The sequence below is a fragment of the Nocardioides sp. genome (genome assembly GCF_035697785.1).
Classification (GTDB): Bacteria; Actinomycetota; Actinomycetes; order Propionibacteriales; family Nocardioidaceae; genus Nocardioides_B.
In genome coordinates, this window is sequence record NZ_DASSCL010000027.1 from 21,848 (window position 1) to 37,169 (window position 15,322).

The window sequence follows — 15,322 nt, forward strand, 5'->3', positions numbered from 1 at the left end:
TCTCCGTGGTCACCTTCTGGCTCCTGGCACCGGTGATGGTCGCCGCGGCCCTCGGCATCCTGTTCGCCCGCAAGGCCGTGCACGCGGCCCTGCTGCTGGCGGTCGTGATGATCGGGCTGGCGATCCTCTACGCCGTGCAGGACGCCCCCTTCCTGTTCGCGGTCCAGATCATCGTCTACACCGGCGCGATCCTCATGCTGTTCCTGTTCGTGCTGATGCTCGTCGGCGTGGACGCCTCCGACTCGGTCGTCGAGACGATCAAGGGACAACGGCTCGCGGCCACGATCGTCGGCCTGCTGTTCGGCGCCGTGCTCGTCCTCGGGGTCGCCCAGGTCACCATCGGGGCGACCGTGGGTCTCGACGTCGCCAACGCCGACGGCAACGTGCAGGGGCTCGCCCAGCTGCTGTTCTCGAACTACGTCTTCGCGTTCGAGGCGACCAGCGCGCTGCTGATCACCGCAGCCATCGGCGCCATGGTGCTCGCGCACCGCGAGCGGCTGACGCCCAAGCAGACGCAGGCCGACCTGGCCGCGCAGCGGATGCGTGACTACGTCGACCACGGCAAGCACCTCGGGCCGCTGCCGTCGCCCGGCGTGTTCGCCCGTCACAACGCCGTGGACACCCCGGCACTGCTCCCCGACGGGACCCCGGCCGAGACGTCGGTGTCGCGGCTGCTGGTCGCCCGGGGCACCGTGCGTTCAGCGCCGGCGCTGGCCGACGACATCGACGAGCTCACCCGCTCGATGCGCGAGGAGGGCAGCGTCCGCCCGGGCGCTCCCGGGGAGTCCGTCCCGCCCGCCGAGGACGAGAACGACGAGGTGAAGTGATGGACCCGACACCCTTCCTCGCCCTCTCCGCGATCCTGTTCACGATCGGCTGCATCGGCGTGCTCACCCGCCGCAACGCCATCGTCGTGTTCATGTGCGTGGAGCTCATGCTCAACGCGAGCAACCTGGCGCTGGTGACCTTCTCGCGAGTCCACGGCAACCTCGACGGACAGGTTGGCGCCTTCTTCGTCATGGTCGTCGCCGCCGCGGAGGTCGTCGTCGGCCTCGCCATCATCATGACCATCTTCCGCACGCGACGCTCGGCCTCGGTCGACGACGCGAGCCTGCTGAAGTACTAGGGGTGTCGGTGTCTGTGACCAGCTCTGCCTTGATCCTGCTCTCGGAGGAGGCACACGAGGGCACCGTGCCCGTGATCGACCCCACCGCGGCGGACGGTGTGCTGTCCCTGTTGTGGCTGATCATCGCGCTGCCGGCCCTCGGCGCCGCGGTGATCCTGGTCGCCGGCGGCACCCGCACGCGCGCCTGGGCGCACCTGCTCGGCTGTGCGACCGTCCTCGCGTCGTTCGTGATCAGCCTGCTGGCGTTCTTCGCTCTGCTCGGTCGGGACGCCGACGACCGGAGCGTCTCGCAGTTCCTCTACACCTGGGTGGATGCGGGCGGCTTCACCGCTGACATGTCGCTGCTCTACGACCCGCTGTCGGCGGTGTTCCTGCTGCTGATCACGGGCGTCGGCGGGCTTATCCACGTGTACTCCGTGGGCTACATGGCACACGACGAGCGTCGGGCGCGCTTCTTCGGCTACCTCAACCTGTTCGTCGCCGCGATGCTCCTGCTGGTGCTTGCCGACAACTACCTCGGTGTCTTCCTCGGCTGGGAGGGTGTCGGCCTCGCGTCGTACCTGCTGATCGGTTTCTGGCAGCACAAGCCGTCCGCCGCGGTCGCCGCCAAGAAGGCGTTCGTGGTGAACCGCGTCGGCGACATCGGCATGGCGCTCGGCACCATGCTGGCGTTCGCGACCTTCGGGACGACCGCGTTCGCGGGCATCTCGGCCGTCGCCGGCGAAGCCGAGCAGGCCACCCTCACCGCACTGGGTCTGCTGTTCCTGCTCGCCGCCTGCGGCAAGTCCGCCCAGGTCCCGCTGCAGTCCTGGCTGCTCGACGCCATGGAGGGCCCGACCCCGGTCTCGGCGCTGATCCACGCGGCGACCATGGTGACCGCCGGTGTCTACCTGGTCGTGCGGTCGAACTTCATCTACGACTACACCGAGGTCGCACAGACGGCGGTCGTCATCGTGGGTGTCGTCACGCTCCTGTGGGGCGCGATCATCGGTTGCGCCAAGGACGACATCAAGAAGGTGCTCGCCGGCTCGACGATGAGCCAGATCGGCTACATGATGCTGGCCGCCGGGTTCGGGCCGTTCGGCTACGCGTTCGCGATCTTCCACCTGCTCGCGCACGGCTTCTTCAAGGCCAACATGTTCCTCGCCGTGGGCCTCGGCCCGGCCGGCTACGTGGCCGGGCTCGCCCACCTCTACGCCCACGGCTTCTTCAAGGCCGGGCTCTTCCTCGGCGCCGGGTCGGTCATGCACGCGATGAACGACCAGGTCGACATGCGGCACTACGGCGCGCTGCAGAAGGCGGTCCCGGTCACCTTCCTGACCTTCTCGATGGGCTACCTCGCGATCATCGGGTTCCCGGGCTTCTCCGGCTTCTGGTCCAAGGACCGGATCATCGAGGCGGCGTTCGGCGAGAACCTCGTCATCGGCCTGGCCGCGCTCGTCGGAGCCGGCATCACCGCGTTCTACATGACCCGTCTGATGCTGATGACGTTCTTCGGCAAGAAGCGGTGGGAGGAGGGCGTGCACCCGCACGAGTCGCCCAAGATCATGACCGTCCCGCTGATCGTGCTCGCCGCCCTGTCCGTCTTCGGCGGCCTGCTGGTGCTCGGCGACTGGATCGTCGACTGGCTCGACCCGGTCGTCGGCGTGACGCAGCACCACGAGCTCGCGTTCTCGCCGATCGTCTACAGCCTGATCATCACCGTGGTGGTCGCGGTCGGCGTGGCCATCGCCTGGCTCACCGTCGGCAAGTCCGAGGTCCCACGGGTCGCGCCGACCAACGTGTCCTTCGTGACCCGGGCCGCGCGCGCCGACCTCTACGGCGACGCGCTCAACGAGGAGCTGCTGATGCGGCCGGGTGACCGCTTCGTGACCGGGCTGATCGCCTTCGACGACCGTGGCGTGGACGGGGCCGTCGACGGCACCGGCGCCGCGTTCGCCGGGATGTCCGCGCGCTTCCGCCGGCTGCAGACCGGCTACGTCCGGTCCTACGCCCTCTCGGTGCTCGGCGGCTCGCTGCTCGTCGTCGTCGCGCTCCTGGCGGTGAACCTGACATGAACCTCCCTGTCCTGCAGCACGAGCTCGTGAGCCGAAGGCTGGTGTCCTGAGTGTTTCCCTGGTTGACCGCGTCCCTGCTGCTGCCGATCGTCGGCGCGGTGGTCGTGGCCCTGCTGCCCTCCCGGAACGACCTTCCCCAGAAGGTCGCGCTCGGCTTCTCCCTGGCGACCCTTGTCCTCGTCGGCCTCATCGGCTTCGGCTACCAGGTCAACGGCGAGCGCTACCAGTTCGTCGAGGAGCACAACTGGATCGAGGCCTTCGGCGCCCACTACGCAGTCGGCGTCGACGGGATCGGCCTGACCCTGCTGATCCTGACCGCGATCCTCGTTCCGGTCGTCATCCTCGCCTCGTGGCGCGACGGTGACACCGGTCGCTGGGGCTCGAGCTCGTTCTTCGCGTGGATGCTCGCGCTCGAGGGCCTCGCCATCGGCGTGTTCGCGGCGATGGACGTCTTCCTCTTCTACGTGCTGTTCGAGGCGACGTTGATCCCGATCTACTTCCTGATCGGCGGCTTCGGCGGTCCCCGCCGGGCGTACGCCGCCGTCAAGTTCCTGCTGTTCTCCCTGCTCGGCGGCCTGCTCATGCTCGCCTCCGTCGTCGGCTTGTACGTCGTGTCGGCGGACTCGGACGCGGGTCCGACGTACCTCATCACCGAGCTGGCCCCGGTCACCGCCGGGCTCGACACCGAGATCGGCCGGTGGCTGTTCCTCGGGTTCTTCATCGCCTTCGCGATCAAGGCGCCGATGTTCCCGGTGCACACCTGGCTCCCCACCGTGGCGCAGGAGGCGACCCCGGGCACGTCCGTGCTGCTGGTGAGCATCCTCGACAAGATCGGCACCTTCGGGATGATCCGGTTCTGCCTGGGACTGTTTCCCGAGGCCTCGGAGTGGGCCACGCCCGTGGTGCTGGTGCTGGCCGTCATCAGCGTCCTCTACGGCGGCCTGGTGGCCATCGGGCAGCGTTCGATCCCCCGGCTGATCGCCTACACGTCGGTGTCGCACTTCGGCTTCATCGTGATGGGCATCTTCGTGCTCAACAGCTACGGACAGACCGGCTCGACCCTGTACATGTTCAACCACGGGCTGTCGACGGCCGCGCTGTTCCTGGTGACCGGCTTCCTGATCCGCAGGCGCGGGTCGCAGCTCGTCGGCGACTTCGGTGGCGTCGAGAAGGTCGCCCCGGTGCTCGCCGGCACGTTCCTCCTCGCCGGGCTCTCGTCGCTGTCGCTGCCCGGCCTGTCGCCGTTCATCTCCGAGTTCCTGGTCCTCGTCGGCACGTTCGCCTACAACTGGTGGTACGCCGTGTTCGCCGTCCTCGGCATCGTGCTGGCGGCCATCTACATCCTGCTGATGTACCAGCGGACCATGACCGGACCCACCCAGCCCGCCGTCGCCGGCATGAAGGACCTGAACCTCCGGGAGATCGGCGCGCTTGCGCCGCTCCTGCTGCTGATCGTCGTGCTCGGCTTCTTCCCGAAGCCGCTCACCGCGATCATCAACCCGGCCGTCGGGGACACGCTCGAACAGGTCGGTGTGACCGACCCCGAGCCGGCCGTTCCGGCGGCCGCTGAAGAGGAGTCAAACCAGTGATGTCGATCCTCGCCGCGGCGCCCCGGCTGGGGGTGGAGCTGCCCGAGAACACCGTGGAGTTCTCCAAGCCGAGCATCGAGTACAGCCTGCTCTCACCGATGCTGATCATCTTCGGCATCGCCATCGTCGGCGTGCTCGTGGAGGCCTTCGTGCCCCGCGAGCGCCGGTACATGGTCCAGTCGCTGCTCGCGATCGTCGGTGTGATCGCCGGCATCGTCGCGACCGTCCTCGTGGCGATGGACCTCGAGCCGCGCGGCGACAGTGCCGGCTTCGGCCAGATCGCCGCCGAGGGCGCCATCGCCGTCGACGGACCGACCGTGTTCATCTGGGGCACCCTGCTCGTACTCACGCTCACCAGCGTGCTGCTGTTCGCGGAGCGCCACCTCGAGGGCGGCGTCACCGCGTTCGCGGGCCAGGCGGCCGCGCTACCGGGCACGCAGGCCGAACGCGAGGCGTCCACGCGGGGCCTCGAGCACACCGAGGTCTTCCCGCTCATGATGTTCGCGGTCGGCGGCATGATGCTGTTCCCCGCGTCCAACGACCTGCTCACCATGTTCGTGGCGCTCGAGATCCTGTCGCTGCCGCTATACCTCCTGTGCGGTCTCGCCCGGCGTCGGCGCCTGCTCAGCCAGGAGGCCGCGCTCAAGTACTTCCTGCTCGGCGCGTTCTCCTCCGGGTTCTTCCTCTACGGCGTCGCCCTCGTCTACGGGTACGCCGGCTCGATGCAGCTCGGCGAGATCGCCGAGGCGGTCTCCGGCACGATCGGCGCCGAGCCGCTGCTGCTCGGCGGCATCGGGCTGATGGCCGTCGGCATGCTGTTCAAGGTCGGCGCCGCGCCGTTCCACTCCTGGACGCCGGACGTCTACCAGGGCGCCCCGACCGCCGTCACCGCGTTCATGGCGGCCTGCACCAAGATCGCCGCGTTCGGCGCGCTGCTGCGACTGTTCTACGTCGCCTTCGGCGGCGCCCGTTGGGACTGGACCCCGATGATCTGGATCGTCGCGATCTTGACCATGGCGGTCGGCTGCGTGCTCGCGCTGACCCAGTCCGACATCAAGCGGCTGCTCGCCTACTCCTCCATCGCCCACGCCGGGTTCATCCTCACCGGCTTCGTCGGCTTGCACACGGTCACCGCGGCCGACAGCTTCGAGCTGTCCTCGCTGCAGGCGGTGCTCTTCTACCTGGTGACCTACGGCTTCATGACGATCGGCGCCTTCGCCGTCGTGACGGTCGTCCGGGACGCCGGTGGCGAGGCCACCCACCTGTCCCGGTGGGCCGGCCTCGGCAAGGAGTCGCCGTTCGTCGCAGGGGTGTTCGCGTTCTTCCTGCTCGGCATGGCCGGGATCCCGCTGACCAGTGGCTTCACGGGCAAGTGGGCGGTCTTCACCTCCGCGTGGCAGGGCGGCGCCTGGCCGCTGGTCGTGATCGCAGCCCTGCTCAGCGCGGTGGCGGCGTTCTTCTACATCCGCGTGATCGTGCTGATGTACTTCTCCGAGCCCATCGGGGAGGGGCCCACCGTGGTGATGCCCTCGGTGCTGACGACTATCGTGATCGCCGTGGGCTTCGCGGCCACGGCCGCCCTGGGCGTCGTACCCGGACCGGTCCTCGACCTCGCGGCCACCGCCGGACAGTTCGTCCGCTGACCGTTCTGCTGCACCAAGGAGCACGCCCGTGACCAGCCAAGCATCGGCCTCGCTGGCGTTGCCGATCCTCGACGCCGGCCTCGAGGCCCGGCTGCGGCAGCGGTTGGTCGAGGTGGAGGCCGAACTCGACGCGACTGTGCAGAGCGAGGCGCGGTTCGTCACCGAGGCGGCGCGGCATCTCATGCACGCGGGCGGAAAGCGGTTCCGGCCGCTGCTGGTCCTGCTCGCCGCGGAGACCGGTGACCCCGAAGCCGACGGGATCGTCACCGCGGCCTGCGTCGTGGAGCTGACCCACCTGGCGTCGCTCTACCACGACGACGTGATGGACGAGGCGGCGCTGCGCCGCGGAGCCGACTCGGCCAACGCGCGCTGGGACAACCTGGTGGCGATCCTCACCGGTGACTTCCTGTTCTCGAAGTCCTCCGAGCTGACCGCCCGGCTCGGCGCGGACGCGGTGCGGATCCAGGCCGAGACCTTCACCCGGCTGGTCGAGGGACAGATCCTCGAGACCCTCGGCCCCCAGGACGGCGCGGACCCGCTCGACCACTACCTGCGGGTGGTGGCCGGCAAGACCGGCTCCCTGATCGCCACGTCCGCCAGGTACGGTGCGCGCTTCGCCGGGGCGCCGCGCGAGGTGGAGGAGGCGCTGACGGCGTACGGCGAGATGATCGGCTCGGCGTTCCAGCTCTCCGACGACATCCTCGACGTCGCCAGCGACTCCGACGAGTCAGGCAAGACGCCCGGCACCGACCTGCGTGAGGGCGTGGACACGCTGCCCACCCTGCTCGCCAAGCGGTCGACCGACCCGGGGGACGCGCGCCTGCTGGAGCTGTTGGGCTCCGACCTCAGCGACGACGCGCTGCACGCCGAGGCCCTCGGCCTGCTCCGCAAGCATCCCGCGATGGACGAGGCGCGCGCCTATGTGCTCGAGCGTGCCGCCGAAGCTCGGCAGCTGCTGACGGTGCTGCCCGAGGGGTCGCCGGTGCGCGCCGCGCTTGACACTTTCGCGGAGATCGTCGCCACCCGAACCGCCTGATTCGTGAGGTATTGACGGGGGCGTCCCGGTGGTAGAGGTTGGTGCCACCCAATCCACCCAGCGCCCTGGAGAGACCCTCACATGCGCCATCTCGTCTCGGCAGTTCGTCGTCCCCTGACCCAAGGTCTTCTCGGCCTCACGCTGCTCGCCACCCTCGGTCTGTCCTCAGCAGGCGCCTCGGCGACCGCGTCGCCGACGCCGGCGGCCGCGCCCGAGTGTGACGACTCCACCATCTCCACTGCGCGGGCCATGCGCGGCACCCCCGGCGGCGAGGACTTCAACTCCGTCACCGCTGCCGAGGCCCGCTCCATGGACGCGGACCTCCAGCGCCAGATCGACCGGCTCATCGCTTCCGGCAAGCTCACCAAGCAGGGCGATCTGAAGTCGCAGACGACGGTCACGATCCGCACGTACGTCCACATCATCACCAAGAAGAACGGCAAGGGCGGCGTGACCGACCAGCAGGTGGCGCAGCAGATGGACGTGATCAATGCGGGCTACGCCGGCTCCACAGCGGATGAGGCGGCGCCCTCTCCGTTCCGGTTCGAGGTGGTCGGCATCGACCGGACCCGAAACGACGCCTGGTACGACTGGAACCTCACGCCGGACTTCACCGACGAGGACGTGGAGGCCAAGGAGGCAAAGCGGGCGCTCCACCAGGGGGGCTACGCCGACCTCAACGTGTACATCGCCGGCCTCGGCAGCGGCCTGCTGGGCTACGCGACGTTCCCCGGCGGTGAGCTCGCTCTTGACGGTCTGGTGATCCTCAACGAGAGCATGCCCGGCGGCAGCGCGGCGCCGTACAACCTCGGCGACACCGCCACCCACGAGATCGGCCACTGGCTCGGCCTCTTCCACACCTTCGAGGGCGGCTGCTCCGAGCCCGGCGACCACGTGTCCGACACACCGGCGCAGCTCGACGGCGACAACATCTTCTTCTGCAACGAGGCCGACGACACCTGCCCGAAGGCAGGACTGGACCCGGTGCACAACTTCATGAGCTACGGCGACGACTTCTGCCTCGACCGGTTCACGGAGGGCCAGAACCGGCGCCAGGTCGCGACCTGGTTGGGTCAGCGCGCCGGCCGCTGAGGGCAACGTCGGTGACGCGCCCGCCGTCGGCGGACCCGTCACCTACACCTTGCGTCGCGGCCCCCTGCAGTGTGTGGCCGACTTGTGTCGGGGCTGAGGCGCTCCCATGTCTCCGTGAGGATGTGCTATTCGGCGGATGGTTCGAATCCCTGGTCCACCAGCACTCGCGCGATGCGGGCGTTGCCCGCGTCTGAGGGGTGGGTGTAGTCCGCGGCCAACAGTTCACCTGATGGCGTCGTGCCGTCAGGACCATTGAAGGCATGGTAGATGTCCGCACAGGCGAATCCCTGCCGCTCCGCGGACTTGCAGAGCATCTCGTTCCATGCGTCGTGCACCAACACCGTACGGTGCTCCTGGTCCGCCGTCAGGTGCGCGTCCTGCCAGCCGATCCAGTCGTTGTACTTGTTTATCGCCCGCAACAGGGTGGGACGCTCTTCACGCCAGGACGCGATGGTGGAGAAGAGCCGGTCGTACTGGGGCCGGTAATCCGCCGCCGAGGACCTGGCGCAACGTGCGGTCACCTTCGACCAGTCCTTGAGGGTGGACGCCGCCTCGTCAAAAGTAGTTCCGCACGGCTTGTCGGTATTCAACGCGACGCTGTTGTGCGCGACACCCACGACGATCGCATCCGCACTGCGCAAGTACTTCTTGAAGGACTTCAGTTCCTCCAAGAGCATCGGAAGCGTCAGACTGTTGTGCTCGGAGAAGTTCAACGTCTCGACCTCACGGCCAGTGGCTTTCGCGAGCGCTTTGGCGTAACGATCGACGAACCCGGTGCAGCCAGGACAGTCCGTGTCCATGTTGTACGGGATGGAGTCACCGATGACCACCAGGCTCAACGCCGGTCCATCTGAGCCTCCCGCACTGGCCGACGGCTGCGATCGGGCCGAGCTCGCCGAGTCAGACTCCGAACAGCCGGCTGTCACCAGAGCCGCCACGCACATCAACGCGAGCAAGATCACCCACCGATGTCGCATGGGATCACCTCCGCTGTCCGGACCCCTGCTGAATCGTCCCAGCGGGACCGGACAACAGCCATGGCGCCTTCGCACTAGTGCCGGTGGAGAGGTGGTGGTCTCGAACGACTCCACCCAGACGACGGGAGCGTCCGAGGCGGCCGTGGGCGACCTCGACCTTCCAGGCGTCCGGGATGGGGCGGAGCTCAGCTGCGCGCGAGGATCTGGGCAAAGGCGCGTTCGTACGCCTATTCGGTGGTCGAGACCCTCGTGCCGGTGTGGTCGACGGTGAACTCATGACCCGTGGGTGTCCGCCAGTGGTGGACGCCGGGCTCGGGTTGTCGGTGCCGCCAACCCTTGCCGTGGGTCTTGACCCGGTGTTCGAACCGGGTGAGCTTGCCGAGATTGCCGATCCGGGTCTGCCCGGGTGGACCGGTGCTCTCGGTGGTGGAGCCCGTCGAGACCCAGGGGATCGTGTGGTCGAGGTCCATCCGGCGTCCGGTGGCCGACGAGTACGGGAACGCCGAGGCCGGGGAGCGTACGTGCATCTGTTCGCGGAGCCGGCCCGGGACCTCGTAGCAGTCCACCGGACGGTCGGCGTCGAGGTCGATCACCGGCTTGACCGTCACGTGAGAATGCCGGAGGAACTCCGAAGCCTGGCCGATCGTGATCGGCCCGACGCCCTCCATCCGCGCCACCCCGACGCCGGACTCGACGGACTCGCGGGAGACGTGGGTGTACAACGTGGCCGGCGGCGGTGGAACCTCCGGAGCGGTGGTCTCGACGACCTCTTCCGCCAGGGCGTCGCCTCGGAGAAGTTCCAGCGCGCGGGCCGGGTGCGCCAAAATTCCGAGGGCTTTGGAGCGGCGGGTGCCGACCGGGTCGGTGTCGCCGTGCTGGAGGAGGATCTCGGCGATCCGGTCCACCATCGCGACCAGGTAGATCACCTCGCCCGCGGTGGCCTTGGCGACCAGCGTCTTGAGTCCGTGCTCGTTGGACTGGCCGGTGACCACGAACCGCTCCAGCTCGGCTGCGATTCGGCGTTGTTCGGCGGCGTCGGGGTCGGCGGCGATGATCCGCGCCTCCAGCAGGTCGACGAACCGGCCCGACGGCAGCGTGGCCAGGTACGGCGTCGTGGTCTCGTCGACTTGCCGGGCCTGGGCGAGTGTGAGTCCGGTGGCCCGGGTGCGGGAGGCGACGTGCCGGGCCTGCCAGACTCGGACTTGCCCGGCGGTGAGGGCCGCCCAGAGCCTGGCGTCGGCCATCACCGTGGCCGCGGCGACGTGCGAACGGCCGAGCAGCACCCCGAGCTCGGCGGCCGCGAACTCACCCGCGAACGGCGTCCCGTCGCCGCCGTACCGCCTGGACCGTTCGGTGCCCGGCAGCACCGTCCCCGACGACATCGGATGGAGATCCGCCCACTGCGCGGCGAGCACGAACTGTCGCGCCTCCACCTCCAGCAGAGCAGCGTTGGACTCGACGATGGCAGCAGCGACGCGCTGTCGCTCGAGGTCGTCCACCACCGGTTCCATACCGATCAACCTAGAGGTGACCACCGACAGAATCTGTGCCCCGGAATCCCTTGTGCACAACGGGATCGGTACGACGGGCTCCAGGTCAATCGGCGTCGAGGTGCTTCAACAGGTTGCGGGAGAACCCTGCGCCCATCGTGGCCATGACGCCGCTCATCGCCGCGCGAACCGCCGGACCGGCCGCGCGCGGCGCGGGCAGCTCCACCTTCACGGTGAGTGAGATGGCGAGGTGGGTGCCGCCGTCCTCGGTGTCGCCGAGCTCGTACCAGCCGTCGGCACCTGTGCGCTCGGAAGCGCCGGCGGACGGTGCGTGGGTGTACTCGATGCGGTACCCGTCGGTGAAGGTCATCTGCTCGGTGAAGGCGGGCGTCACAGAGGTGCCGAGCACCGGCAGGCGGGCCATCTGCCAGTGCCAAATGTCTCCAGAGGCGGTGATGTCGTGGACCAGCGGGGTGAGGGACGCGACGACTCCGGGGTCGGTGAGCGCCTTCCACACGGCGTCGCGCGATGCGGTCACGACCGCTGTGGACTGGGTTGAAGCGCTGAACCACGACATGGCCCTGACGTGCCCAACTCCCGGGAGCACGAAACCCTCGGAGTCTTCGACCGTTTCGAGCACGTTCAGACCGCTGACGCCTCGAGGACCATCCGGAGGTGACGGCGCCGGTGCACCAGCGCCTCGACCGTGAACATGACCAGGGCCAGCCAGATGACGGAGAAGCCGATCCACCGTGTCAGCGGCATCGGCTCGTGGAAGACGACCAGCCCGAGGATGAACTGCACGGTCGGCGTGACGTACTGCATCAAGCCGAGCGCGCTCAGCGGGATCCGGGTCGCCGCGGCCCCGAAGCACAGCAGCGGCAGCACGGTGATCACTCCGGTGCCCATGAGCAGCAGGACGTGGCCGGTGCCGCTACCGCCGAAGGTCGACGCGCCCGTGAAGGTCAGGAAGGCGATGTAGGCCAGGGCCACCGGCGCAATCAGCGTGGTCTCCACGACCAGACTCTCGACCGCGCCCGCACCGGCCTTCTTCTTCACCAGCCCGTAGGTGCCGAACGAGAACGCCAGCACCAGCGCCACCCACGGCGGCCGCCCGTAGTCGACCGCCAGCCCGAGCACGGCCAGCCCGGCGATCCCGATGGCCACCCACTGGAGCCGGCGCATCCGCTCACCGAGGATCAGCACGCCGAGCATCACGCTGACGAGCGGGTTGATGAAGTAGCCGAGCGACGTCTCGACGACGTGCCCGTTGTTGACGCCCCAGATGTAGGTGCCCCAGTTGACCGTGATCAGCACGGCGGCAGCGGTGAGGAGGTGCCGGGTACGTCGGTCGGAGAACGTCGCGCGCAGGGCCGAGCGGCGGCGGACGGCGACCGCGGCGACCACCATCGCCACCAGCGACCAGACGATCCGGTGCGCCAGGATCTCGACGGCGCCGGAAGGCTCGAGGAGCGGCCAGTAGAGCGGGAAGAAGCCCCACATCGCCCATGCGGCGAACCCGAGCAGGTATCCGCGTCGCGATTCGGCCACCCCCGCAGGCTACGTGACCTGTCAGGGGCAACCAACCGGTTTGCCTCTGACTGAGACGGCTCGACCGAGGACGTCAGGCGACCGTCCAGGTGTCGCCGCTGCTCAGCAGGCCGGCGAGCGCCTCCTGGTCGCTGGTGGTGCCCGCGCGAGCGGTGGCGACCTGCTCGCGCGCGAGGTCGTCGTAGGTCGGGTGCCGCACCTCGCGGAAGATTCCGATCGGTGCCCGGGTCAGGATGCCCGCGTCGGTGAGCCGGGAGAGCGCGAACGCCGTCGTCGGGTCCTCGGCGTGGGCGTCGTGCACGAGCAGGTCGGCCTCGTCCACGTCGGCGACCTCGACGGCGAACACCTGGCCCGTCTCCCGGTCGCGCACCACGCCGTACTGGCCCTCGGCGCCGAACCGGATCTGCTCGCCGTGCACGAGGGGGATCAGCGCGTCGGACTTGCTCTGGTTGTCCTTGATCGAGTCGAACGCGCCGTCGTTGAAGATCGGGCAGTTCTGGTAGATCTCCACGAGAGCAGTGCCGCGGTGCCGGGCAGCGGCCGACAGCACCGACGTCAGGTGCTTTCGGTCGGAGTCGATGGTGCGCGCCACGAAGGTGGCCTCGGCGCCCAAGGCGAGTGACACCGGGTTGAACGGGTTGTCCAGCGACCCCATCGGCGTCGACTTGGTGACCTTGCCGAGCTCGCTGGTGGGGGAGTACTGGCCCTTGGTGAGCCCGTAGATCCGGTTGTTGAACAGCAGGATCTTCAGGTTCACGTTGCGGCGCAGCGCGTGGATCAGGTGGTTGCCGCCGATCGACAGCGCGTCGCCGTCACCGGTGACCACCCACACCGAGAGGTCCTCCCGGGAGGTGGCGAGGCCGGTCGCGATCGCCGGGGCACGCCCGTGGATCGAGTGCATGCCGTAGGTGTCGAGGTAGTAGGGGAACCGCGACGAGCAGCCGATGCCGGAGACGAAGACGATGTTCTCGCGCTTGAGCCCGAGGTCGGGCAGGAAGCCTTGTACGGCGGCGAGCACGGCGTAGTCGCCGCAGCCGGGGCACCAACGCACCTCCTGGTCGGAGGTGAACTCCTTGCGGTTCTGCGGGGAGTCGGCGGTCGGAACCCCCTGCAGCCCGGTGGGCAGCCCCGGGAAGGGCAGCTCGGTGGTGCTCATCTTGCGACCTCCTCGGTCTCGACCGGCTCGACCACGTCGGCCCGGTCGTCGCTGGTGACCTCGATCAGCTCGGTGATGGCCTCGGCGAGCTCGGCGGCGCGCAGCGGCAGGCCGCGCACGTGGTTGTACCCGTGCACGTCCACGAGGTAGCGGGCGCGCAGCAGCATGGACAGCTGGCCGAGGTTCATCTCGGGCACCAGCACGGCGTCGTACCGCGCGAGCAGGTCTCCGAGGTCCCTCGGGAACGGGTTCAGGTGCCGCAGGTGCGCCTGGGCGACCTTGAGCCCGGCATCGCGGACCTGGCGGGCGGCGGCGCCGATGGGGCCGTACGTCGAGCCCCAGCCGAGCACCAGCACCCGGGCCTCGCCCGAGGGGTCGTCGACCTCCAGCGGCGGCAGGTCCGCGCTGATCCGCTCGACCTTGGCGGCACGCGTGCGCACCATCAGGTCGTGGTTGGCCGGGTCGTAGGAGATGTTGCCGTGGCCGTCGCCCTTCTCGAGCCCACCGATGCGGTGCTCCAGGCCGGGGGTGCCCGGGATGGCCCAGGGGCGGGCGAGCGTCTTCTCGTCGCGGACGTAGGGCCAGAACTCCTTCGTCTCCTCGCCGGTCTTGGCGTCGACCCCGGTGTGGTTGGTCTCGGTGGCGAAGGCCGGCTCGATGACCGGGAGGTCGTGCACGTCGGGGATCGCCCACGGCTCGGAACCGTTGGCGAGGTAGCCGTCGGAGAGCAGCATCACGGGCGTGCGGTAGGTGACCGCGATCCGGGTCGCCTCGACGGCCGCGTCGAAGCAGTCGGCGGGCGAGCGCGGCGCGATGATCGGCACCGGAGCCTCACCGTTGCGGCCGAACATCGCCTGGAGCAGGTCGGCCTGCTCGGTCTTGGTGGGCAGGCCGGTCGAGGGGCCACCTCGCTGTACGTCGACCACCAGCAGCGGCAGCTCCATCATCACCGCAAGGCCGATGGTCTCCGACTTCAGCGCGATGCCGGGGCCGGAGGTGGTCGTGACGCCCAGCGCGCCGCCGAAGGCGGCCCCGAGTGCGGCGCCCACGCCCGCGATCTCGTCCTCGGCCTGGAAGGTCGTGACACCGAACCGCTTGTGCTTGCTGAGCTCGTGCAGGATGTCGGACGCGGGAGTGATCGGGTAGGAACCCAGGAACAACGGCAGGCCGGACTGGGTGGAGCCCGCGATCAGGCCGTACGCCAGCGCGAGGTTTCCGGTGATGTTGCGGTAGGTGCCCGTCCTCATCGGGGCCGGCTTGATCTCGTACTGGACGACGAACGTCTCGGTCGTCTCGCCGAAGTTCCAGCCCGCCTTGAACGCCGTCACGTTGGCATCGCGGATGTCGGGCGCCTTGGCGAACCGGCGCTCCAGGAACGAGATCGTGGACTCGGTCGGCCGCCCGTACATCCACGACAGCAGGCCGAGCGCGAACATGTTCTTCGCCCGCGCGGCGTCCTTGCGGGACAACCCGAACTCCTTGACCGCCTCGACCGTCATCCCGGTCAGGTCGACCGGCTGCACGTCGTACTCGTCGAGCGCGTCGTTCTCCAGCGGGTTGTCGGCGTAGCCGGCCTTGGTCAGGTTGCGCGAGGTGAAGTCGTGG

At 68.9% G+C, this 15,322-nt stretch carries 13 protein-coding genes; 7 read left to right on the forward strand and 6 right to left on the reverse strand.

The features are described from left to right. Positions 1 to 5 precede the first annotated feature (5 nt). The 7 genes from VFH10_RS03375 (at position 6) to VFH10_RS03405 (ending at position 8,543) form a co-directional block, all read left to right on the forward strand. Entirely contained in the window at positions 6 to 827 is an 822-nt protein-coding gene (locus VFH10_RS03375; RefSeq protein WP_325125930.1) for an NADH-quinone oxidoreductase subunit J, read from the forward strand. Beyond that, positions 827 to 1,126, forward strand: a complete 300-nt coding sequence (gene nuoK / locus VFH10_RS03380) for an NADH-quinone oxidoreductase subunit NuoK (protein ID WP_325125932.1) — start codon at positions 827 to 829, stop codon at positions 1,124 to 1,126. Before VFH10_RS03375 ends, nuoK begins: the two co-directional genes overlap by 1 nt. A gap of 71 nt (positions 1,127 to 1,197) precedes the next feature. Continuing rightward, the gene (locus VFH10_RS03385) at positions 1,198 to 3,183 is read left to right on the forward strand and encodes an NADH-quinone oxidoreductase subunit L (RefSeq protein WP_325125954.1); all 1,986 of its coding nucleotides are present in this window, start codon (positions 1,198 to 1,200) and stop codon (positions 3,181 to 3,183) included. 50 nt (positions 3,184 to 3,233) lie between these two features. Next, the gene (locus VFH10_RS03390) at positions 3,234 to 4,772 is read left to right on the forward strand and encodes an NADH-quinone oxidoreductase subunit M (protein WP_325125934.1); all 1,539 of its coding nucleotides are present in this window, start codon (positions 3,234 to 3,236) and stop codon (positions 4,770 to 4,772) included. Then, entirely contained in the window at positions 4,772 to 6,415 is a 1,644-nt protein-coding gene (nuoN, locus tag VFH10_RS03395) for an NADH-quinone oxidoreductase subunit NuoN (RefSeq protein WP_325125936.1), read from the forward strand. The genes VFH10_RS03390 and nuoN overlap by 1 nt, the downstream gene beginning before the upstream one ends. 28 nt (positions 6,416 to 6,443) lie before the next feature. Beyond that, positions 6,444 to 7,451, forward strand: a complete 1,008-nt coding sequence (locus VFH10_RS03400; protein WP_325125939.1) for a polyprenyl synthetase family protein — start codon at positions 6,444 to 6,446, stop codon at positions 7,449 to 7,451. An 81-nt stretch (positions 7,452 to 7,532) separates the two neighbouring features. Next, positions 7,533 to 8,543 carry a zinc metalloprotease gene (locus VFH10_RS03405; protein ID WP_325125941.1) on the forward strand — a complete coding sequence of 337 codons (1,011 nt, stop codon included), beginning with the start codon at positions 7,533 to 7,535 and terminating at the stop codon, positions 8,541 to 8,543. A 125-nt stretch (positions 8,544 to 8,668) separates the two neighbouring features. On the opposite strand, the gene VFH10_RS03410 is transcribed toward VFH10_RS03405, so the two are convergent. From VFH10_RS03410 to VFH10_RS03435, 6 genes are all read right to left on the reverse strand, one after another. Then, a complete protein-coding gene (locus VFH10_RS03410; protein ID WP_325125956.1) occupies positions 8,669 to 9,373 on the reverse strand; it encodes an SGNH/GDSL hydrolase family protein in 705 nt (234 codons plus the stop codon). A 374-nt stretch (positions 9,374 to 9,747) separates the two neighbouring features. After that, positions 9,748 to 11,031, reverse strand: a complete 1,284-nt coding sequence (locus tag VFH10_RS03415) for a hypothetical protein (protein WP_325125943.1) — start codon at positions 11,029 to 11,031, stop codon at positions 9,748 to 9,750. Between the two features lie 85 nt (positions 11,032 to 11,116). Continuing rightward, a complete protein-coding gene (locus tag VFH10_RS03420; protein WP_325125945.1) occupies positions 11,117 to 11,548 on the reverse strand; it encodes a hypothetical protein in 432 nt (143 codons plus the stop codon). 104 nt (positions 11,549 to 11,652) lie between these two features. After that, positions 11,653 to 12,561, reverse strand: coding sequence for an EamA family transporter RarD (gene rarD / locus VFH10_RS03425; RefSeq protein WP_325125946.1), 909 nt, complete (start codon positions 12,559 to 12,561; stop codon positions 11,653 to 11,655). A 73-nt stretch (positions 12,562 to 12,634) separates the two neighbouring features. Further along, positions 12,635 to 13,717 carry a 2-oxoacid:ferredoxin oxidoreductase subunit beta gene (locus tag VFH10_RS03430; RefSeq protein ID WP_325125948.1) on the reverse strand — a complete coding sequence of 361 codons (1,083 nt, stop codon included), beginning with the start codon at positions 13,715 to 13,717 and terminating at the stop codon, positions 12,635 to 12,637. Then, positions 13,714 to 15,322: 2-oxoacid:acceptor oxidoreductase subunit alpha (locus VFH10_RS03435; protein ID WP_325125950.1), on the reverse strand; the 1,609-nt coding region annotated here is incomplete at its 5' end. The genes VFH10_RS03430 and VFH10_RS03435, both read right to left, overlap by 4 nt.